The sequence below is a fragment of the Sporosarcina sp. E16_3 genome (genome assembly GCF_017347125.1).
GTDB lineage: Bacteria > Bacillota > Bacilli > Bacillales_A > Planococcaceae > Sporosarcina.
In genome coordinates this window covers 36582-56719 of record NZ_JADPRX010000009.1, presented here as the reverse complement: position 1 = coordinate 56719, position 20138 = coordinate 36582, and the positions used below count along the sequence as shown (strand labels likewise).

22 protein-coding genes and 1 pseudogene are annotated in these 20138 nt (G+C 40.9%); 17 read left to right on the top strand and 6 right to left on the bottom strand.

Features of this window, described 5'->3' with window-relative positions; all coding sequences use genetic code 11:
- Positions 1 to 160 precede the first annotated feature (160 nt).
- The 5 genes from I2483_RS07865 to I2483_RS07845 all read left to right on the top strand — a co-directional run bounded on the left by I2483_RS07865 (position 161) and on the right by I2483_RS07845 (position 3785).
- Complete coding sequence (locus tag I2483_RS07865) at positions 161 to 889, top strand: ABC transporter permease (protein WP_481886326.1); 729 nt, start codon at positions 161 to 163, stop codon at positions 887 to 889.
- A 4-nt stretch (positions 890 to 893) separates the two neighbouring features.
- Positions 894 to 1688, top strand: coding sequence for an ABC transporter ATP-binding protein (locus tag I2483_RS07860; RefSeq protein ID WP_207175070.1), 795 nt, complete (start codon positions 894 to 896; stop codon positions 1686 to 1688).
- A gap of 27 nt (positions 1689 to 1715) precedes the next feature.
- A complete protein-coding gene (locus tag I2483_RS07855) occupies positions 1716 to 2810 on the top strand; it encodes an ABC transporter substrate-binding protein (RefSeq protein WP_207175179.1) in 1095 nt (364 codons plus the stop codon).
- 109 nt (positions 2811 to 2919) lie between these two features.
- Positions 2920 to 3126: a hypothetical protein gene (locus tag I2483_RS07850; protein ID WP_207175068.1), complete on the top strand. Its 207-nt coding sequence runs from the start codon at positions 2920 to 2922 to the stop codon at positions 3124 to 3126.
- Entirely contained in the window at positions 3123 to 3785 is a 663-nt protein-coding gene (locus tag I2483_RS07845) for a M50 family metallopeptidase (protein ID WP_207175066.1), read from the top strand. Before I2483_RS07850 ends, I2483_RS07845 begins: the two co-directional genes overlap by 4 nt.
- A gap of 82 nt (positions 3786 to 3867) precedes the next feature.
- Here the strand turns inward: I2483_RS07845 and I2483_RS07840 are convergent, their stop codons facing one another.
- From I2483_RS07840 to I2483_RS07825, 4 genes are all read right to left on the bottom strand, one after another.
- Positions 3868 to 4824 carry a DMT family transporter gene (locus tag I2483_RS07840; RefSeq protein ID WP_207175064.1) on the bottom strand — a complete coding sequence of 319 codons (957 nt, stop codon included), beginning with the start codon at positions 4822 to 4824 and terminating at the stop codon, positions 3868 to 3870.
- An 18-nt stretch (positions 4825 to 4842) separates the two neighbouring features.
- Entirely contained in the window at positions 4843 to 6069 is a 1227-nt protein-coding gene (gene pepT, locus I2483_RS07835) for a peptidase T (RefSeq protein ID WP_207175062.1), read from the bottom strand.
- Between the two features lie 35 nt (positions 6070 to 6104).
- Positions 6105 to 6767, bottom strand: a complete 663-nt coding sequence (locus I2483_RS07830) for a lysoplasmalogenase (protein WP_207175060.1) — start codon at positions 6765 to 6767, stop codon at positions 6105 to 6107.
- A gap of 245 nt (positions 6768 to 7012) precedes the next feature.
- Complete coding sequence (locus I2483_RS07825) at positions 7013 to 7234, bottom strand: DUF2187 family protein (protein WP_067213589.1); 222 nt, start codon at positions 7232 to 7234, stop codon at positions 7013 to 7015.
- Positions 7235 to 7534: 300 nt separating this feature from the next.
- On the opposite strand from I2483_RS07825, the gene I2483_RS07820 reads away from it, so the two are divergent.
- The 7 genes from I2483_RS07820 (at position 7535) to I2483_RS07790 (ending at position 11545) form a co-directional block, all read left to right on the top strand.
- On the top strand, positions 7535 to 7798 hold the full coding sequence (locus I2483_RS07820; protein WP_186668244.1) for a metal-sensitive transcriptional regulator: 264 nt from the start codon (positions 7535 to 7537) through the stop codon (positions 7796 to 7798).
- Positions 7799 to 7866: 68 nt separating this feature from the next.
- Positions 7867 to 8346: a DsrE/DsrF/DrsH-like family protein gene (locus I2483_RS07815; protein WP_207175058.1), complete on the top strand. Its 480-nt coding sequence runs from the start codon at positions 7867 to 7869 to the stop codon at positions 8344 to 8346.
- Between the two features lie 24 nt (positions 8347 to 8370).
- Positions 8371 to 8667 (top strand): rhodanese-like domain-containing protein, encoded by a 297-nt coding sequence (locus I2483_RS07810; RefSeq protein ID WP_207175055.1) that lies wholly within the window; start codon positions 8371 to 8373, stop codon positions 8665 to 8667.
- Between the two features lie 57 nt (positions 8668 to 8724).
- Positions 8725 to 9291 (top strand): sulfurtransferase TusA family protein, encoded by a 567-nt coding sequence (locus tag I2483_RS07805; RefSeq protein ID WP_207175053.1) that lies wholly within the window; start codon positions 8725 to 8727, stop codon positions 9289 to 9291.
- 33 nt (positions 9292 to 9324) lie between these two features.
- Positions 9325 to 10452 (top strand): MBL fold metallo-hydrolase, encoded by a 1128-nt coding sequence (locus tag I2483_RS07800; protein WP_207175051.1) that lies wholly within the window; start codon positions 9325 to 9327, stop codon positions 10450 to 10452.
- Between the two features lie 28 nt (positions 10453 to 10480).
- Complete coding sequence (locus tag I2483_RS07795; protein WP_207175049.1) at positions 10481 to 10708, top strand: sulfurtransferase TusA family protein; 228 nt, start codon at positions 10481 to 10483, stop codon at positions 10706 to 10708.
- A 63-nt stretch (positions 10709 to 10771) separates the two neighbouring features.
- Positions 10772 to 11545, top strand: a complete 774-nt coding sequence (locus tag I2483_RS07790; protein WP_207175047.1) for a TSUP family transporter — start codon at positions 10772 to 10774, stop codon at positions 11543 to 11545.
- Between the two features lie 155 nt (positions 11546 to 11700).
- Here I2483_RS07790 and I2483_RS07785 read toward each other — a convergent pair.
- Positions 11701 to 11895 (bottom strand): annotated as a pseudogene (locus tag I2483_RS07785) (GABA permease); the annotation flags it as partial.
- 263 nt (positions 11896 to 12158) lie between these two features.
- Between I2483_RS07785 and I2483_RS07780 the strand changes: the two are divergent.
- The 4 genes from I2483_RS07780 to I2483_RS07765 are packed head-to-tail and all read left to right on the top strand — an operon-like array spanning position 12159 to position 16828.
- Positions 12159 to 13415 carry a M20 family metallo-hydrolase gene (locus I2483_RS07780; protein WP_207175043.1) on the top strand — a complete coding sequence of 419 codons (1257 nt, stop codon included), beginning with the start codon at positions 12159 to 12161 and terminating at the stop codon, positions 13413 to 13415.
- Between the two features lie 43 nt (positions 13416 to 13458).
- Positions 13459 to 13680, top strand: a complete 222-nt coding sequence (locus tag I2483_RS07775) for a DUF3311 domain-containing protein (protein WP_207175041.1) — start codon at positions 13459 to 13461, stop codon at positions 13678 to 13680.
- Positions 13680 to 15143 carry a sodium:solute symporter family protein gene (locus I2483_RS07770; RefSeq protein WP_207175039.1) on the top strand — a complete coding sequence of 488 codons (1464 nt, stop codon included), beginning with the start codon at positions 13680 to 13682 and terminating at the stop codon, positions 15141 to 15143. The genes I2483_RS07775 and I2483_RS07770 overlap by 1 nt, the downstream gene beginning before the upstream one ends.
- Before the next feature lie 59 nt (positions 15144 to 15202).
- Entirely contained in the window at positions 15203 to 16828 is a 1626-nt protein-coding gene (locus I2483_RS07765) for an amidohydrolase (RefSeq protein WP_207175036.1), read from the top strand.
- A gap of 18 nt (positions 16829 to 16846) precedes the next feature.
- Here I2483_RS07765 and I2483_RS07760 read toward each other — a convergent pair whose 3' ends face one another.
- Positions 16847 to 18502, bottom strand: coding sequence for a PucR family transcriptional regulator (locus I2483_RS07760; RefSeq protein ID WP_207175034.1), 1656 nt, complete (start codon positions 18500 to 18502; stop codon positions 16847 to 16849).
- Between the two features lie 150 nt (positions 18503 to 18652).
- On the opposite strand from I2483_RS07760, the gene I2483_RS07755 reads away from it, so the two are divergent.
- Positions 18653 to 20116 carry a CoA-acylating methylmalonate-semialdehyde dehydrogenase gene (locus I2483_RS07755; protein ID WP_207175032.1) on the top strand — a complete coding sequence of 488 codons (1464 nt, stop codon included), beginning with the start codon at positions 18653 to 18655 and terminating at the stop codon, positions 20114 to 20116.
- Positions 20117 to 20138 lie beyond the last annotated feature (22 nt).

Below are 20138 nucleotides of genomic sequence, written 5' to 3'. Positions count from 1 at the left end.
TATCTGCATATGCCCAACACACTTTATTAGGCTGACACATACTATTTGAATGAAGAGGTGGTGGACGTTGAAGAGAGATGATAAGGCTGTCCGATACGATCCGTTTGAAATCGAACAGCGCGAATGGAAACAAAGGCAAACGAAAGAGCGGCTAAAGCAGATGCTGACGATTGCCTCGCCATTGTTCCTGCTTCTCATGTGGGAACTGTTGTCGAGGACTGGAATGATTGATATTCGTTTCTTCCCACCTCCATCCGCAATTGTGAGTACGTTTTTTGGGATGATTTCAAGTGGTGAAATGGCTGGTCATATCGGTGTTTCATTATACAGAATCTTTGTCGGATTTTTGCTAGGTGTCATACCCGGTGTCGTCATCGGTCTGCTAATGGGGCTTTATACGCCAATTCGGCATTTTGTTTCGCCAATTGTGATGGCGCTCATGCCGATACCTACACTTGCCTTGCTTCCAATCATTATTATTCTTTTTGGAATCGGGGATTTATCAAAAGTTATAACGATAGCTGGTAGTGTTTTTTTTCCTGTTGTTATTAATACGGCGGCTGGTGTCATTAATATTGATTCAATCTATTTGGATGTTGCAAAAAATTATGGAGCCAGTAAACTAGATTTCTTTACGAAAATTGCTTTTCCAGGTGCAATGCCCGTTATGTTGGAAGGGATTCAGATGGGGCAGGCGATTGCGCTTCTGACAATTGTCGCAGCGGAAATGATGGGTGCTACATCAGGGATTGGCTATCTAATCTGGGTTTCGTACAAATCATTTTTACTGCAAGAAATGTACGTTGGGCTCATCCTCATTTCGTTTTTCGGTTATCTGTTCTCGCTGTTGCTACGAGGAATTCAGAAAAAGATGTTACCGTGGAGGTGAGTAGATGAGCAAGAAAGCAAAAATCATCATACGCAATTTAACCAAGGCATTTTATAAAAAACAAGGCAGTGTTACGGCGCTTGACGATATTAATGTAACAATCAATGATGGGGAATTCGTTTGTATAGTTGGACCAAGTGGCTGCGGTAAATCAACGTTACTTCGAATCTTAGCAGGGCTTGAAACCCCTAGTATTGGTGAATTTACAATTGCGATTGCGACGGATGGAGAGAATCGACCGTTGCAATCAATGGTGTTCCAGGAAAGGGGTATCATTCCGTGGCTCACTGTCGAAAAGAATGTGGAGTTCGGACTCAAAATGCGCCATATGCCGAAAAAGTTCATAAAAGAGCGTACGGCATATTACTTGAAAAAGACTGGTCTAGAAAAATTTTCATCCCTTTATCCAAAAGAGCTATCTGGGGGGATGAAACAACGGGTGAGCATTGCACGTGCATTTGCCAACGATCCAGAAATATTGTTGATGGATGAACCGTTCGGTGCACTTGATGAACAAAATAAATTCATCTTGCAGGAAGAATTGCTGTCAATTTGGTCGGAAACCGGGAAGACGATTTTATTCATTACCCATAGTATCGACGAAGCGTTATTGCTAAGTGATCGTATCTTACTGATGAGTTCACAGCCAGGTAAAATTATTCGAGAAATTATTGTCGATATGCCACGCCCGCGAAAAATCGAGGACATACGAGAAAACCCCGTTATGGCAGGACAATTCGTGGAAATATGGAAGCACTTGCAGGAAGAAGTGCAGCGTTCAAGACAAGAAGATGAATAGAAAGGGAGAGGTTCGATGGCAAAGTGGATGAAAAACGGATGGTTGCTATCGTTATTTGCGATAGCGCTAATCGTTGGTGCTTGTTCTCCTAAAGAGACGGCGAAACCAGTAGTAGAAGATAAAAAACCTGAAGAAGTAGCTGCAGTTAATCCTTCAGGTGATTTGGCACCGCTTGAAAAACGTGCAAAAGTCGTCATTGCAGAGGACGGTGCTGCATCTGGTGCCGGATTCTATATTGCAAAAGAGAGAGGCTACTTTGAAGACTATAATATTGAAGTAGAGTTTGCTCAGTTTGCAAACAGCGATGACATGCTTCCAGCGTTAGCAGCTGGGGAAGTGGATATTGCAGGCGGTGTTTCCACTGCGTCGTTCTTCAACGCGATTGGGCAAGGCATTGACGTGAAAATTATTGCGGATAAAGGGCATAACGTGCCAGGCAAGTCGTATTTTACACTTGTCATAGGTAATCATATGGTTGACGTAATAAAAGAGTATAAAGATTTTAAAGGGAAGAAAGTTGGCGTATCATCACACAACTCGATTGATGAATACATTTACGAGGAAATGATTAAATATGCCGGATTGACAAAGGATGACGTCGAATTTGTCCTTATGAGCGATTTTGGTAGTATGCTCGGTGCAATCAGTAATGGAACAATTGACGCAGCCGTTAATATTGAACCGCTCATCGCAACTGGCGTAGAAAAAGGATTTCATGTACGATTTGGAGACACGACTGATTTTGCGCCGGAGTCCCAAATTGCAATGGTGTTAGGTTCACCTCAATTCATGGCCGAAGAGCAAGACATATCATTGCGATTCATGGCCGCCTATTTGAAAGGTGTGCGTGATTACAATGATGGATTTATCAAAGGTGAAGGAAAAGACGAGATAATCGACATTATGACGAAGCATACAGCGTTGAAAGACCCGGCGCTTTGGGAGAAAGTCAACGTCACCGGCCTCGATCCAGATGGTAAGATGTTCATCGACGATATTAAAAAGCAATATGACGCGTACAAAGCAAATGGTGCTATCCGTGGTGAGATTGATTTTGATAAAGCGATAGATACCTCGATTACGGAAAAAGCGGTCGAGGCGATTGGAGAATATAAGCGGTGATCGCTGTAATTAATATGATGTAAGAGTTGACACCTCTAAATAAAAACCCTTTCAGAGCTAGTGATTTTAGCTCTTTTTTTGTACCTTCCTATCAGGGTTGCACTTATTTATGGATCCAACCCTAGAAGGAACATCATCGCATTTCGACTTTCTAAATGCTAAACTAAAAGTAGCTATAAATGTTGAAGTATTGAATATGGCGTATAAATTAAGCGTAGGCGCCTTACAAGGGGTAGCCGAAGCGTCATTCAATGTAATCATTAACTCAACCTATATAGAATATTCTCGTACCCAAACAAAGGAGATAGAAGGTTGAAACTACTCATAAAAGTGCTAGTGTTTTTAGTCTTAGCCATTATATTAACGAAGTTACCAATCGCCGGTAAATACTTCGCTGTTGCAAATACACTAATTCATGAGGTAGGCCATCAACTGGCCAGTATACTAACTTTTGGTAAGGCGCATGAAATCCATTTATTTTCAAATACAGAGGGAGTAGCTTATTCGAGTCATCAATTTTGGATAGGTAAGTTCATCACAGGGTTAGCGGGATATGTTTTTTCTTCATTTATGGCATGTACTTTCTTCTTCCTTATTTACAAAGGACGTTATTCGATGGTGATTTACATTTTATTAGCCATCTTGGGAATCAGTTTACTATTTTGGGTTAGAAACGTATACGGTTTTTTCTGGATCATTACCTTTACCGCGGCATTTGTATGGTTACTTTGGAAAGCTGAAGGCCTGATTATTGAATACGTTGTTCTATTTTTGGTTTCCATTATCTTTATAGAATCCATTACATCGGCGTTTGAGATTATGTATATAAGTTTTAAAACGCCATTACAAGCAGGAGATGCAACTAGTCTGGCTGGACTAACTCATCTGATCCCTGCCCAAGCTTGGGGAATACTTTTCTTTGCCCAAGCTTTATATTTTGGATGGTTAGCCATGAGGAAATTTAAACCCACCTAATAGCCTGAACATACTAGCGTCTCAATCCGAAGTGAAAAATAGCCTCCCGAGTGAAATTTCAACTTTGGGAGGCTATTTCTTGTTAAGTTATTTTCTCCTGTTTCGTCACCGATGTTTGCAAACTATGCAATACCATTCCTGTAATGATTCCTGCGATGCCAACTAAAGAAAGCGTACCGGGCAGTGCAATGCCGAGAATCATCATTTCGCCAAGGATAACAAAAATAAGCTGTGTTGACTGTGTTGCTTCCACGGCGGCAAGTTTGCCTTGATCTCCGCGTACGCGGTCGGTTGCCATGAAAAATAAGGTTGTAGCGATGACGCCAGAACTGATACCAACGATGAACGACTGACCAAGCTGGCTCATAGAAGGGGGTCCGACTGACCAGAACGCATAGATGGAAAAGCCAATCCAGATGGGAATTGTCATAAGCGTCATTCCAAGCACACGTTGAAACGTATCAAGTCGACCACCTAGAAGTTCCATCATTTTGCGGTTACCAAGCGGGTAGGCGAACGCTGCTAAAATAACGGGAATGATGCCAAGCAGTAACGTACGCGGTTCAACGCTTTGTGCGTGCGGAATTTGGATTAGTACGACACCGGCAAAAATAATAAGAGTAATACCAAGTGAGACAAGCGGGATTTTATGCCGAATCTTTTTTTCGCCATCTGGTGTTTTAATAATCAACGTGAAGAAAGGTGCAAGCAGGATGCCGGCCACAATTGTCAATTGCCATGTGCCAGCAAGAAGCCAACCCGGACTGTAAGCTGCCGCGTATGTAAGTGGTGCGTAGAATAAGACAAAGGCCGTTACGCTCCAGACGAAAAATGGTGCAGGTTTACGGACAAATTCCTTCTTCACATCACCAAGACCTTTGCGGTAAGCGACGATAGCGATTAAAAAAGGTACCATAAAGAAATAGCGGAGGGAGGCGCTCCAAAGCCAGCTTCCTCCCGATAATTCCATAGATCTGTTCAAAATGAATGTCACCGCGAAAAAAACGGAGGAAAGGACACCAATCCAAATTTCCCTCATAAGTTATCCCCCTCTTATTTAGGCGCGTTCTTCAAAAAGTTTCACGGCTTCAATGATGACATTTGTCGCTTTCACCATATTATCGACTGAAATATATTCGTATTTGCCATGATAATTTTCTCCGCCTGTGAAGATGTTAGGCGTTGGCATACCCATGTACGACAATTGGGAACCATCTGTACCACCGCGTACGGGTACGATGTTCGGTTCAATATTGAGGTTTTTGAATGCATCAGACATGATATCAACTATTTCCATGACAGGTTCAATTTTTTCTCCCATATTGAAGTATTGGTCTTCGATTTCGAGTGTGACTGCGTTCTCGCCGTATTCTTTCTTGAGCTTATTAGCGGTTTCAATCATCAGCTGTTTTCTGGCTTTGAAGGTTTCACGGTCGAAATAGCGGATGATATAGCCAAGTGTTGTTTCTTCAGTGGACCCGTTGAACTGCATAAGATGAACAAATCCTTCGTAGCCATCGGTTTTCTCAGGAATTTCATTTGGCGGCATTGCTGCCTGGAATTGATTGGCTAGTAAAACGGAGTTGACCATTTTATCTTTCGCGGAACCAGGGTGAACGCTGACACCGTGGAATGTAACTTTAGCAGCCGCCGCGTTGAAACTTTCGTATTGCAGTTCACCAAGTGGTCCGCCATCCATCGTATACGCATATTTGGCGCCGAATTTTTCGACATTAAATTTATGTGGTCCACGGCCGATTTCTTCGTCAGGAGTGAAGGCGATGCGCAGTTTCCCGTGTTTAAGATCCGGGTTGGCAATCAAATATTCCATCGCTGTAACGATTTCAGCAATCCCTGCTTTATCATCCGCGCCGAGAAGCGTTGTACCATCCGTCGTAATGAGTGTGTGACCGATATAGTTTTTCAATTCGGGAAAAGCGTTTACTGTCATTATTGTGTTGTCGTTCAGTTGAAGATCATTGCCGTCGTAATTATCGATGCGCTGGGGCTTGACGTTTTTTCCGGTGTAATCGGTCGTTGTGTCAACGTGTGCAAGAAATCCGATGACAGGTACGTCACGGTCTGTATTAGCAGGCAGTGTTGCAAACAAATAGCCGTTTTCGTCGAGAGTAATGTCTTCTAGACCGATATTCGCGAGTTCTTTTTGTAATTCATGCAGAAGGTCCCATTGGCCGGGTGTTGAAGGCGTAGAAGAGCTTCCTGCATCTGATTGTGTGTCAATTTTTGCATAACGTACAAGTCGTTCGATTAGTTTTTCTTTCATAGTTAATAATTCCTCCTAATAAAGTGCTGGTAACTCTATCTTATCAGATTGTTCCGGTTTACGGAATACTTTACAACTCGACTTCCAATGCTGGCTGCTAGGAAAACTTGTGCGGCATAATACGTCACCATAACGAATGCATCGCGGTATGGAATTTCGTAAACGAATCGATCGATTGCGAGAACAGAATCTGAGAACATAAATAGCAGTGCGCCAATGATAGTAAGCTTCATTCGCGTTCGGATAGCCATCCAACCCATAGTCAAAATGACACCAATATAGGCAATAATGGCTATGCCGAGGATGGTTTGACCAGCGGAAAACTGTGAACCAGCGATCCAGACAGCCATGGCAGTGGCATATAGAAGAAGCGGAACAGCTGCCCAAATAGGCATGGACTTCCGTGCGACATGATGGAACGCCGATATGTAAAAAATATGACCAATTAAAAAAGTAATAAGTCCTGGTAAAAACCAATAGATAACGGCATCCGCAATCATGCAGACGAATAGGCCGAAGATGATAATCCGCTTGTATGTAGGAGAAAAAAGAGGTCTTGTCGTTAATGCGAATAGGATGATAAGTGCCATCGGAATCAGTTTCATTATAATTTTGAAGCCGACTGGATTAGCAGGAATAAAGAAAATATAAACGATTGCCATAGCGGTAATTGCAGTGAGTACTAGACTTCTAATCATAAGGACAACCCCCTTTTCTACTACTTTTCGGGGAATAGGAAGAGAAACCCTTTTTCGGTTGTATAGTTTTAGGAGTTTATTGAATAGTTTCGGGCGGGGTGTCGTATAGTTCGGGAAGTCTATAGCTCAGTTAGTGCAACCTGTCGTCCATTGCCAGCAATTCATCAGCAAGTTTAATTCTCCCTTCATAAAAGGCATAGAAAAAAGGCATCGCTTTAATCGCGGATGCCTTTTTCTTATATTTATTAAACGATTGAGTAATTCTTATGTGAAACAACAGTAAGATTTGACGCGGCGCCAATAAGTTCGGCGTCCTTGGATGAGATTTCAACAATGACGGAGTTCTCAAGTATTTTAAAAATAGTACCATTTACTTCGTGTTCATTACGGACAAATGAAATTTCTTCGTCGATTTTGCGCGCTGCGACAAAATCCGATACTTCTTTTTCCCTGCGTGGAAAAGCCATTCGAATTCCCCCTATCATCCATTCTCATCTTGCCATCTAGTTAAAAAGCGCTTTTGGGGAAACCCGCAGCAACAAGTAGATGAAGATGGAAAACAACTTAACGTAAACGATAACACACATGTTGTCTACTATTAGTATACCATATTTTTACGAAATTTGCATGATAGTAGACTTTATTAGCTATTTAAATAGCTTTGGTTAAGTCCCGAAATTTTTATCTTAATAAAAGCAAAGAGGTTGACATCATACCTGCCGGGGTATAATATGCAGATATAGCTTAAAAAAAAGGAAGTGAAGAGCATGGAATACGATGACAAAGTAAAAAACAGGCTAAAACGAATTGAAGGACAAATCAAAGGTATTTTAAAAATGATGGATGACAATAAAGACTGTAAAGAAGTAATTACACAATTGTCAGCTTCACGCTCAGCTATAGATAGAACGATTGGCGTTATTGTCAGCTCCAATCTGATTGAATGTATTCAACAAATGGATGACAGCGATCCAAGAACACAAGAGGATATTGTAAAAGAAGCTGTAGATTTACTAGTAAAGAGTCGATGAAATAATGGACTCTTTTCTTTTTAATGCATAGTATACCCCGTGGGGTACAAATAGAGAGGGAGATTTGATTGTCTGAAACGAAAAGAACCACCATTGTATTATTCAGTGGAGATTATGATAAAGCAATGGCGGCGTACATCATCGCAAATGGTGCTGCAGCTTATGATCACCAAGTAACGATATTTCATACATTCTGGGGATTGAATGCACTACGAAAAGATGAACTAGTCCCAGTAAAAAAAGGTTTGCTTGAAAAAGTATTTGGTAAAATGATGCCGCGCGGTGCAGATAAGATGGGTATTTCCAAAATGAACTTTGCTGGAATGGGTCCTAAAATGATAAAACACGTTATTAAAAAGCACAATGCGATGACACTTCCGCAATTAATCGAACTGGCTGAAGAACAAGATATAAAACTTGTTGCTTGTACGATGACGATGGATCTTCTAGGCTTGCAGCAGAAAGAATTGATGGATGGCATCCAGTACGGTGGAGTTGCTGCTTATCTTGGAGATGCTCAAGAAGGCAATGTAAACTTATTTATTTAAAATTTAAAAGATGGAGGGTTTAAAATGCTTGAAATAACACCATTAGAAGTTCAAGAAAATTTAAATACCAACAAAACAATTCACCTGATTGACGTGCGTGAAGTGGATGAAGTGAAAGAAGGGAAAATACCACAAGCAATTCATATTCCGCTTGGATTATTGGAATTCCGTATGCATGAATTGGATAAAAGTATTGAGTACACAATGGTGTGCCGTTCAGGTGGACGTAGTGGAAGAGCCACACAATTGCTAGAGGGACACGGCTTTAAAGTAGTGAACATGGTTGGCGGTATGAATGACTGGGAAGGTTCAGTGGAATAACCCATTTTTTTATATTAAAATATACCCATACGGGCATGAGTAAAAGGGGCAGATGACATGATAAAAACTGATTTTATTCTTGACGCAAAAGGAATGGCATGTCCAATGCCAATCGTCAAAACGAGAAAGATTATGAAAGAAATGGAACCGGGAAATGTGTTGGAAGTGCAGGCGACTGATAAAGGATCTACGGCAGATTTAAAAGCATGGGCTGAGGGTTCTGGACATTATTATCTCGGCACGACTGAAGAAGCAGGAGTTCTTACGCATTATGTACGGAAATCAAGCGAAGATGAACAAGTTGAGAAAAAACACCCACACATCGTGTCGAATGAACAACTGAAAGCCATTTTAGAGAAGAATCGTGAAGTGCTTGTGCTCGATGTTCGTGAATCGGCAGAATACGCATTTAATCATATTCCGGGGGCTAAGTCCTTGCCGCTAGGTGACCTTGAAAGTGAACTCGGGAATCTTGATAAAGAAACGGAAGTTTACGTCGTATGCCGTACAGGTAGTCGCAGTGATGTAGCTTCTCGGAAACTTGCTGAAGCCGGATTTATTAAAGTGAAAAACGTTGTCCCAGGCATGAGTGAATGGAACGGACCTACAGAAAAAGTTGTGTAATTAATGAGTGAAATTACTAGAGGGGGTATACAAATGACAGTTCAACCAATGACGGCAAGTACAATAGCGAAAAAAGTAGTGAATCAAGAACCATTTTTCATTCTAGACGTACGTAATGAAGATGCCTTTGCGGATTGGAAAATTGAAGGGAAGAACATTCAGTATCTCAATATCCCTTATTTCGATTTACTCGATGGGGTTGAAGAAATCCTAGAACAGCTTCCTACAGATCAAGATATTGTCGTTGTCTGCGCAAAAGAAGGCTCATCTATTATGGTTGGGGAAATGATTGCGGAAGAAGGGCGCGCAGTCCATTACTTACGGGGCGGCATGAAGGCATGGAGTGAACATTTAGAGCCGGTGAAAGTAGGCGACTTAAAAGGCGGCGGAGAGCTGTATCAGTTCGTACGAATCGGTAAAGGTTGTCTGTCATACATGATCGTATCAAACGGGGAAGCGGCAATTGTCGATGCAACACGGATGACCGATGTATTCCTCGATTTTGCGGAAACGTTGGATGTCAAAATTACGCATATTTTGGATACACATCTCCATGCGGATCATATTTCCGGGGGACGCAAAATTGCTGAAGTCGTAAATGGAACGTACTGGTTGCCGCCAAAAGATGCCGGTGAAGTGTTATTTGCCTACGAGTCATTAGAAGAGGGGCGGTCGATTACAATCGGTAATGCGACGATTGCCATTCAACCTTTGTATACACCAGGGCATACAATTGGGTCTACATCATTCATAGTAGATGACACGTATTTACTTTCAGGCGATATCTTGTTCATCGATTCAATCGGACGCCCCGACCTTGCTGGTTTAGCCGAAGATTGGGTTGGCGATTTGCGGGAGTCATTGTACAAACGATATAACGAATTGTCAGGGGAATTGATTGTTCTCCCTGCGCACTTCATGATCATAGAAGAATTGAATAGCGATGGTAGTGTTTCTGGGAAACTAGGTACATTATTCGCAGAAAACCACGGTTTGAATATTGAAAGTGAAGTAGAATTCAGAGAAATGGTAACAGGTAATTTACCACCACAACCGAATGCTTACCAGCAAATCCGTGAAACAAATATAGGCAAAATAATTCCTGATGAAGAAACACAACGTGAAATGGAAATCGGACCAAATCGTTGTGCAATCAGATAACTTAATAAAAACTAAGGGGAGATTTTTAATGGAATCAAACAAAGTATTAGACGCTAAAGGGTTGGCTTGTCCAATGCCGGTTGTACGTGCAAGAAAAGTGATGAAGGAAATGGAAGCAGGAGAAGTGTTGGAAATTCTTGCGACAGATAAAGGATCCGTTGCAGATTTAGCTGCATGGTCGAAATCAGGTGGTCATGACTTAGTGAAGCATACGGAAGAGGCCGGCGTATTTACATTTTGGATTCAAAAAGGTTGATTGAAAATGGAAGGGTATCTGCTTGTTGGATACCCTTTCTCCTTTTGAAAGGAGGAAAATAGGGTGGATTTTGCGTTTATTATCACGATATTTTTAATTGGATTTGTTGGTTCCTTTGTTTCTGGAATGGTCGGGATAGGCGGATCAATTATCAAGTATCCGATGCTGTTATATATCCCGCCTCTTCTTGGTGTTGCGGTCTTTACCGCTCATGAAGTATCTGGAATAAGTGCAATTCAAGTCTTTTTCGCAACGATTTCCGGCGTATGGGCGTACCGTAAAAGTGGTTTGATAAATAAATCGTTGGTTCTGTACATGGGGTCGAGTATTTTAGTAGGTAGTTTTATCGGCGGATACGGCTCGAATTTGTTATCTGAAGGTGCTATCAACCTGGTCTACGGTATATTGGCAACAATCGCTGCAATTATGATGTTCATTCCGAAGAAAGGATTGGATGACATTCCGGTCGATCAAGTCAAATTCAATAAGTGGTTGGCGGCAGTGTTGGCATTCATTGTTGGTATTGCTGCAGGAATTGTTGGAGCCGCAGGAGCTTTTATTCTCGTACCAATTATGCTGGTTGTTTTGAAGATACCTACGCGAATGACGATTGCAACATCGCTCGCCATTACGTTCATTTCTTCCATAGGTTCGACAATCGGGAAGGTTGCGACCGATCAAGTGTTGTATGGACCTGCGGCGGTTATGATTGTTGCAAGTATAATAGCGGCGCCTATTGGGGCGAAAATTGGTCAAAAGATGAATACGAAAGTACTTCAATGGCTATTGGCACTTCTTATTTTGGGGACTGCTATTAAAATATGGCTGGATTTTTAGCAAACCATAAAGTGATGAAATCCGGTATCGCCCATTATGTGGGTGATACCGGATATTTTTATATATTAGTGTAGCGTTCTTGAAGAAGGTTGTATAATTCCCTTCTTCAATTCTTTGATTCCTTCTTTTCTTCGAACAAAGATGAAATATCAAGCGACGGTCAATCCGGCAATGAGTAAGGTGAGTACTGCCTGCACCCGTAACGATTCTATGACGAGCATTGCGATAAAGATTCCCGTAATAACAAAAATAGTCGCATAGGTTAGATAAGGGAACAACCACATTCTAATTTGAAGTGCTTCAGGATTTTCACTTTCTAATCTTCTTCGCATTCTTAGATGTGTGAAGGCGTTTTCCTGTTAGATAATATGAACTTCTTATATGAAAGGTATTGTATCTCGTGATTATTATAGAGTCGTCCCTAAAAGTTTTGATCCTGTATAAATCCTTATATAACTTATCCTCTACTTCCATCCATCTTTAATATTGGACAAGGTGTAAAGTAATTATGGAATTGACTTAACTAAAAGTGAAATGAACTAATGGAATATTCGGAATACAATATTGAGTAGGGTAACGAGACTAAATTAAAAACTTTATGAGGGGGAGTAAAATGAAAGCGCTAGCAACTTTAATTAACGCTCCACGTTTGGAAAAAAGAATTGAGGAACTCGCTGAAATTGGGAAAATTGAAATTAATGGGGTTTCCAGGCTTGCGCATTCATCAAAAGATAAAGAGGCGGTCCTGAAAGTACAGAAGTGGATGGAAGAAGCGGGACTTGAAACGAGAATCGATCATTTTGGAAATTTAATAGGAAGATTGAATGGGGAAAAACCTAATGAACCTATACTTATGGTCGGCTCACACATTGATTCACAACCTTATGGAGGAAGATTTGACGGTGTAATTGGGGTGCTTGGCGCAATTGAAGTGATTCAGACGATGGGGGAACAAAACACTATTCCTTTTAGGCCGATTGAAGTAGTGGCATTTTCAGATGAAGAGGGCTGTAGATTTAACAAAGGGCTTTTTGGGGTCAGAGGACTACTTGGCAGATTAGAAAAAGGAGAGCTGGATCGTACAGATAAAAATGGTGTGTCAAGAAGAGAAGCGTTGATTGAATTCGGATGTGACCCAGAAAGATTCAAAGAATCCGAATATGATCATTCCACTATTGGTTCTTTTATAGAGTTACATATTGAGCAAGGACCCGTATTAGAAGTTGCCGGAGAATCGATTGGAATTGTCACCGGGATTTCTGGTCCATTGTGGCTCACAGTCAAGTTAAAGGGGCTCGCCGGGCATGCTGGTTCGGTTCCGATGCATATGCGACAAGATGCACTACTCGGAGCAGCAAAGGTTATCGTAAAGTTGAATGAGCTTGTAAGTGAAAATAATAGTGCACCTACGGTAGGGACGGTAGGGAGTCTGGAAGTATTCCCTGATTCAAGAAATATTATTCCAGAAGAAGTGACATTTACAGTCGATCTTCGGGATATAAATGAAGAACGTAGAAATCAAATTGAAGAGAAATTACGTCGAGAAATCGCTCAAATAGCTGAAGAAAATAACTTGATATACGAGATAACAGAGGATACAAGAAATGAACCCCGTTATTGCAGTGAGGAAATCATTAATATCATGAGAGCGGAAAGTATGAAGATGAAGTTGAATACTCCTGAATTGATGAGTGGACCATTTCATGATTCGCTTGCTATGTCTTACGTATGCGATTATGGGATGATATTCGTCCGTTCAAAAGGTGGCATTAGTCATAATCCGAAAGAGTACTCTTCTATTGAAGATATTTCTCTTGGCACAGAGTTGTTATATAGGACAGTAACGAAGATGGTAAGTAAAAATCAATAATAGAATATGAATGTCTATAAAATATCATTTGAGGAGGGATAATATGAGTAAGAAGAAGTTTACTACTATATATATTGTGACAGTAACTATTCCTTTTTTACTATTGATATTCCCGTTATATGAAATTGCAAATAGGGCTGAACCCATAATAATGGGATTACCATTTTCGTTTTTCTGGGTTATCATATGGATTTTAATCACTTTTACAGCAATGTTAATTTTATATAAAGTGGATCCTACTAAATCAGAAGAAGGTGAAGATTAATGGCCCATTGGCAAATAGCGCTATTCATTATGATTGCTTATTTAGTTGTCGCACTAGTTGTAGGCATGCTTGCTAGTAAGGGAAGGGACTCAAGTTCATTAGATGAATTTGCTGTGGCGGGCGGTAAGCTTGGTCTTATAGTTATGTGGTTTTTAATGGGAGGAGCTGTCTTCAGTGCATTTTCCTTCCTAGGGGCCCCGGGCTGGGCTTTTGAAAAAGGGGCACCTGCATTTTATATTATTACTTATACTGCTTTTGCTATATTGCCTTGGTATATCATTGGGCCCAAAATATCGAAGATTGGTAGGAAATATAATCTATATACGCTTTCTTCCTTTTTGAAAATTAGATTCAGAAGTAAAACTTTAGGTATCATCGTCGGGTTAATAGCTTTATTGGCGTCAATTCAGTACTTAGCAACTCAGCTTACAGGTATGGCGATTATCTTTAATATAATGACAGAAGGAAGAATCCCCTTTTGGTTGGGTGCGTTGGTGTCATATGGAATTGTAGTGGTTTATGTGGCTACTGGGGGTCTTCGCGCTGCGGCGTGGTCGGATGTGTTCCAAGGATTTCTAATGATTGTTATTTCGTGGGTTGTCGGGTTGGCTATCGTACACCAGCTTCATGACTCAATTGGAACAATGTTCACGACTATTGCAATTGAGCAACCTTCATTCCTTCAGATTGGCAAAGAAGGTTCCAACATGGGTAAAATACCTTTCACGACGACAATTCTTGTGTCGGTAATCGGTTTTCTCATGTGGCCTCACTTGTTTTCAAAATCATACGCTTCAAATTCTAAAACTATAAAGAAAACTGTACTCGTATACCCAGTTTTTGCATTGTTTCTAATTCCTCTTCTTCTAGTTGGGTTTGCAGCTAAAGGAGTAATTGATGCAAATCTATTGGAGAGCGCAGATCAGATTTTCCCGTTTCTTGTTACAACGGTAATGAATCTGCCAGGCTGGGTATATGGACTAGTTGGGGCAGGGGCCTTAGCGGCAGCAATGTCTTCGGCGGATGCAATAACACATAGTGCTTCATTGGAAACGACAGACGGAATTATTCGTAATCTGAAAAAAGATATACCTGATAAAATTGTTTTGCGAATTATGCGTATTGGTGTTTTTGTTATTGGCGGATTAGCTTATCTCATCACTATTTTCGGTGGCCAAGGTCTAATTGCACTTCTTTTGGGCGCATATGGTGCAATTGTTCAGTTTGCACCAGCGGTGTATAGTGCATTATATTGGCGCCGTGCAACTGCATCAGGGGTGGTAACCGGATTGCTACTCGGTACAGCGCTCAACTTTTACTTCCAGCTTGTTGCAGATTCTACGCCATTCGGTATCCATGCCGGAATACTGGGTTTAATCGCTAACGTTATTTTGATGGTGACAATCAGTTTCATGACAAAATCCCCAGGTAATGAAGAAGAAGATATTTACCTTCGCAGTTAAGTTGTAGTTGGAGTTTTGCTTTATTTCCAAAAGACATTCTATAAACAGGGGGGAATCCGATGAAGGCGGACATTGTATTCATTGATGGAGAAGTTATTACTGTAGACTCTAAACAGACTATTTTGGAAGGGGTAGCGGTCAAAGGAAATATTATAATTAGTACAGGTACGTCTGCTGAAATGAAGCAGTTTATAGGTAATGAAACAAAAGTTATCGATTTGAAAGGGAAATCGCTAATCCCTGGGTTTATAGATGCCCACCTCCATTTGACGATTTACGGAACGAACCTTCTCGGAGTTAGCTGTGTTGGTCCTCATATCCGGTCATTGGATGATATCTTTAAAGAACTCAAAAAGAAGGCAGAGAATACAAGTGTAGGAGAATGGGTTAGAGCATGGGGTTTCAATGAACATGAAGTGGAAGAAAAACGATTTCCGACGAAGGAAGAATTAGATGCTGTATCGACAAGTCATCCAATTGTCATAATTCGTACTTGTAACCATACATCTATCGCCAATAGCAAAGCACTGGAAATGGGCGGATTTACGAAACAATCGCGCAACCCGGAAGGTGGAATACTTGAAAAGGATGATTTAGGGGAATTGACAGGAAGACTTATTGAAAATGCTCATATGAAATTATTCACTGTTGCTTCCTACAGCGATGAAGAATTGAAAAAAGCGATGAAGCTTGCATCGGATAATTTTGTTAGAGCGGGAATAACGAGTGTTCATGATGCTGGAGGCTATGGGTCGGGGCCTGATATTCTTAGGGTGATGCAGCAGAGTGTCATGTCGGGCGACATAAAGGTTAGAGTTTATGCGATGATTGGTTCCTTGACGGATTCTGAAACATTCATACAAAAAATGGTTGATGCTGGAGTTGTAACGGGTATGGGGAATAGTCGATTTAAAATAGGCCCGGCGAAACTTTTTACTGATGGTAGTAGCACGGGTCCTACTATTGCCACGAGAGAACCATACGATAGCGATGCGGGGAATAAGGGGATACTTTACTATAGTCAGGATCAATTAAACAAGATTTTAGGCGAAGCGCATAAGAAGGGCTTTCAGATAACCGCACATGCACAAGGTGACCAAGCAATTGAAATGGTTCTTAACTGTATTGAAAATGCGGTAAATGAACATCCGCGTGACAACCATCGCCACCGCATAGAACATGCGGGTATTGCATCACCAGACTTACAGAAACGTATGAAACAATTGAATGTTGTCATAGTACCTAACCCTGCATTCATGTACGTAAATGGAGATTCATATTTAGAGAACTACGGTGATCGGGTCGATATTATGTATCCTGCAAGGGATTATATTGATGCGTCGATTCCTTCAGCATTTGCATCGGACGCCCCAGTTGTATTTCATGATCCCCTACTTGGAATACATGCAGCAGTGAATAGAAAAACAAAATCAGGACAGGTAGTTGGCGAGAGACAAGTCATAGACATTCTTGAAGCCGTCAAAGCTTATACATGGATGGGTGCCTATGCAAGCTTCGAGGAACAAAACAAAGGAAGTATAGAAGTTGGAAAGCTAGCGGATCTAGTAGTCTTAAACGAAAGTCTTCTAACGATTGAAAAGGAGAAGATAAAAGACTTACAAGTTGAGATGACGGTAATAGATGGTGAAATTCTTATCGAAAAAGTAGCATTACATTTAGTGTGAAAGAAAAGCCGTTTTGCTTTATGGAGCAATGGCGGCTTTTTTTTCTATATAAGGGCCATCTTTCAAAAGTTTATGAGCTTTTATTGCTACTTCAAGTGCAAGCCGGTTTGATGGCTCCATAAAATTCTTACCAAGAAGCATTTCCAGTTTCTCCAACCTGTGGTATAACGTTTGCCTAACGATGAACAAACGATCTGCAGTTTCTTTCTTTGCTCCGCCACAATCCAGATAGACACTTAACGTTGTGAATAGATCGCTTTCCGTTTTTCTATCATAATCTAGCACTTCAGTTAAGTAATCATTTACATAGGCTTCAAGATTATTGCTATTCGCTAATAAGAGAAGAAGTCTGTACACTCCAAGCTCTTCATAGAAGTGAGTAGTTGTTGTTTGGGACTCATACAATCTAAGAACTTTTTTCGCTTCATTATAGCCTGTTTTTACTTGATTAATATCTTTGTAAACTGTGCTTATTCCAAATGTGAATTTACTCGAATCAATTATATTACTTTCCCTCAGCCCAATGAGACTTTGTATAATTTCTGAAAATCGTACCGTTTCCAGTTTTAAATGATCTGCTGCAATAAATGATGCAATAATTGTTATTTCATTTTTACTGGATGAAACAGCGGGGAAAAACCCATTTCGTTTAAAAAGAGCCCGAGTCATGATTGATTGCTGCAGTTTGATCTCTTCCCAGTTCCCTTCATCGATGTTCATTTCCGGTGCATTCATCTGTATGATAAAAACTCTGAAATACATATTGCGACTTGTGGCTGGCAAATACTTTTGAAGGTCTTCCTGTTCAAAATCTCTTCCGTTCAATAAATTCCGTACAAAACTGTCTTCATTATTCTGTTTGCGTTCCTCAATTGTCCGGTTGCGTAGCATAATTTGAGTAAGTGCAAGTGCAGCGCGATCCAAAATGAGAAAGGGAAGTTCATCCAGTAGCTTCTCTTTAACTTGGAGGCAGAGATGTCCCCAAACTTGTCCTAGCCCAATAACAGGCATCACGGCAAATACTTGTTCTTCAAGTGTGAAAAACTTCTGTTCCGTATTGATTAACGGGAAACCTTCAAGGTGGTTACGGACGGACGTTTCCAAATCCTTAGCCTCGGACGGGTAATAATAAGGCTTTGCATCATCAGTGATGAAAAGGATGTTATGTCGGAAAAATTGATTCAGTTCTTGTAAGATTTTTAAAATACCATTGGGTGCAAGGGAAAGTGTTATGAATTTTCTCGATAAGGTATCAAGTTGTGAAAGCATCTGGTGATGTTGATTAATGATAAACGTATGAAGGTCTTGGGTAATATCCACGAACTTGACGGTTTTTTCAAAAATAATGAATGGAAATGCGTGTTTGTTTGCTAGTTCGATGATTTCGAATGGGATTTCTTTATAGATAGGTCCCACCTCTATACAGATACATGCCACATCTTTCTCTATTAGACTTGTTACATACTTTAGTTGGCTTACTAAATCTAGTTGTAAACCTATTCCCGTCGTAAGAATCATCTCTCCTCCGTTTATTAAGGCATCAAATTCTTTTACCTCTAATACATGAGACCATTTTACTTGCCGGTTCAATCCTTCTTTTCCTGCAACGACTTTCGCGTGTTTGAAAGAGTCCCGTGACAGAACATCGCGGACGGTTAGCTTTAATTTATTCATATAAGTTACGACCTCCATAACGTCAAAATAAACGTCTAATGATTAGACAAAGTGTAAATTGAAAACAATTCAAATTATTTGTAAACTATATTTAGAAGTCTAACTAAAATAGCCTCAACTAGCAAGGACAATAGAATTGGAGGAATGAAAATGATAATAACAGCGGTAGAAAAGAAGACGCTAACAAATTTCATCAATGGACAATGGGTAAAATCAACGACAGATAAATATGAAGAGGTACCAAATCCAGCGACAGGAGAAATCTTGGCCGAAGTTCCTATTTCGACGCTAGAAGATTTGAATAATGCGGTAGGGGCAGCGAAAACTGCATTTGCAAAGTGGAAGAAAGTTGCCGTACCTCAACGTTCAAGAATTCTATTTAAATATCAGCAGTTGTTAGTAGAGAACTGGGAAGAACTAGCGAAAATTATTACGCTTGAAAACGGTAAAAACTATGCTGAAGCGTACGGCGAAGTACAGCGTGGGATTGAGTGTGTCGAATTTGCTGCTGGAGCCCCAACGTTAATGATGGGGTATCAGCTCCCTGATATCGCAACGAACATTGAATCGGGTATGTACCGCTATCCGATAGGAGTAATTGGTGGGATTACACCGTTCAATTTCCCTATGATGGTGCCTTGCTGGATGTTCCCTCTTGCAATCGCGAGTGGAAATACGTTCATCCTAAAACCTTCAGAGCGGACGCCACTCTTGGCGAACCGTCTTGCTGAATTATTGCATGAAGCGGGTCTGCCTGACGGTGTTTTCAATATCGTTCATGGTGCGCATGAAATCGTAAATGGCATTCTAAATCACCCAGATATTCCGGCCGTGTCGTTCGTAGGTTCACAGCCAGTTGCTGAGTATGTGTATAAAACTGGAACGTCAAATGGTAAGCGTGTCCAAGCATTAGCAGGCGCGAAAAACCACACAATTGTTATGCCGGATGCGGATATGGATTTGACGGTCACCAATATTATTAACGCGGCTTTCGGATCTGCAGGGGAAAGATGTATGGCTTGTGCAGTCGTCGTTGCAGTAGGTGATATTGCAGATGAACTTGTCGGAAGACTAGTAGATGAGTCAAATAAACTGACGATTGGTAATGGACTAGAAGAAGGGATTTTCCTTGGACCTGTTATTAGAGATTCACATAAAGGCAAGACACTCGGTTTCATCGAATCAGGTATTGCGGAAGGTGCTAAACTATTACGTGATGGCCGTGAAGATAAGTCTACTTCGGAAGGCGGTTATTTCGTCGGCCCGACGATTTTTGACAATGTCACTCAGGAAATGAAAATCTGGAAAGAAGAGATTTTTGCTCCGGTGTTGTCTATTGTACGAGTGGATACATTAGATGAAGCAATTGAACTTGCGAACAAATCAGAGTTTGCAAACGGGGCTTGTTTATTTACAGATAGTGCAAGTGCAATCCGAAAATTTAGAGAAGAAATTGATGCGGGGATGCTTGGCGTGAATCTTGGTGTTCCAGCTCCAATGGCGTTCTTCCCGTTCTCTGGCTATAAAAAATCATTCTACGGTGACTTGCACGCGAATGGTCGCGATGGGATTGAGTTTTACACACGTAAAAAAATGTTGACTGCGCGTCACTAATACTAAGAATTAATTGTGAAAA

What these genes read in the sequence shown, in the direction of transcription:
- I2483_RS07800 (WP_207175051.1), top strand. Translation starts at nt 9,325, where the DNA reads ATGACAGTTCAACCAATGACGGCAAGTACAATAGCGAAAAAAGTAGTG.
- I2483_RS07795 (WP_207175049.1), top strand. Translation starts at nt 10,481, where the DNA reads ATGGAATCAAACAAAGTATTAGACGCTAAAGGGTTGGCTTGTCCAATG.
- I2483_RS07765 (WP_207175036.1), top strand. Translation starts at nt 15,203, where the DNA reads ATGAAGGCGGACATTGTATTCATTGATGGAGAAGTTATTACTGTAGAC.
- I2483_RS07850 (WP_207175068.1), top strand. Translation starts at nt 2,920, where the DNA reads ATGGATCCAACCCTAGAAGGAACATCATCGCATTTCGACTTTCTAAAT.
- I2483_RS07755 (WP_207175032.1), top strand. Translation starts at nt 18,653, where the DNA reads ATGATAATAACAGCGGTAGAAAAGAAGACGCTAACAAATTTCATCAAT.
- I2483_RS07865 (WP_481886326.1), top strand. Translation starts at nt 161, where the DNA reads ATGCTGACGATTGCCTCGCCATTGTTCCTGCTTCTCATGTGGGAACTG.
- I2483_RS07770 (WP_207175039.1), top strand. Translation starts at nt 13,680, where the DNA reads ATGGCCCATTGGCAAATAGCGCTATTCATTATGATTGCTTATTTAGTT.
- I2483_RS07810 (WP_207175055.1), top strand. Translation starts at nt 8,371, where the DNA reads ATGCTTGAAATAACACCATTAGAAGTTCAAGAAAATTTAAATACCAAC.
- I2483_RS07830 (WP_207175060.1), bottom strand. Translation starts at nt 6,767, where the DNA reads ATGATTAGAAGTCTAGTACTCACTGCAATTACCGCTATGGCAATCGTT.
- I2483_RS07855 (WP_207175179.1), top strand. Translation starts at nt 1,716, where the DNA reads ATGAAAAACGGATGGTTGCTATCGTTATTTGCGATAGCGCTAATCGTT.
- pepT (WP_207175062.1), bottom strand. Translation starts at nt 6,069, where the DNA reads ATGAAAGAAAAACTAATCGAACGACTTGTACGTTATGCAAAAATTGAC.
- I2483_RS07760 (WP_207175034.1), bottom strand. Translation starts at nt 18,502, where the DNA reads ATGAATAAATTAAAGCTAACCGTCCGCGATGTTCTGTCACGGGACTCT.
- I2483_RS07780 (WP_207175043.1), top strand. Translation starts at nt 12,159, where the DNA reads ATGAAAGCGCTAGCAACTTTAATTAACGCTCCACGTTTGGAAAAAAGA.
- I2483_RS07805 (WP_207175053.1), top strand. Translation starts at nt 8,725, where the DNA reads ATGATAAAAACTGATTTTATTCTTGACGCAAAAGGAATGGCATGTCCA.
- I2483_RS07860 (WP_207175070.1), top strand. Translation starts at nt 894, where the DNA reads ATGAGCAAGAAAGCAAAAATCATCATACGCAATTTAACCAAGGCATTT.
- I2483_RS07775 (WP_207175041.1), top strand. Translation starts at nt 13,459, where the DNA reads ATGAGTAAGAAGAAGTTTACTACTATATATATTGTGACAGTAACTATT.
- I2483_RS07840 (WP_207175064.1), bottom strand. Translation starts at nt 4,824, where the DNA reads ATGAGGGAAATTTGGATTGGTGTCCTTTCCTCCGTTTTTTTCGCGGTG.
- I2483_RS07820 (WP_186668244.1), top strand. Translation starts at nt 7,535, where the DNA reads ATGGAATACGATGACAAAGTAAAAAACAGGCTAAAACGAATTGAAGGA.
- I2483_RS07825 (WP_067213589.1), bottom strand. Translation starts at nt 7,234, where the DNA reads ATGGCTTTTCCACGCAGGGAAAAAGAAGTATCGGATTTTGTCGCAGCG.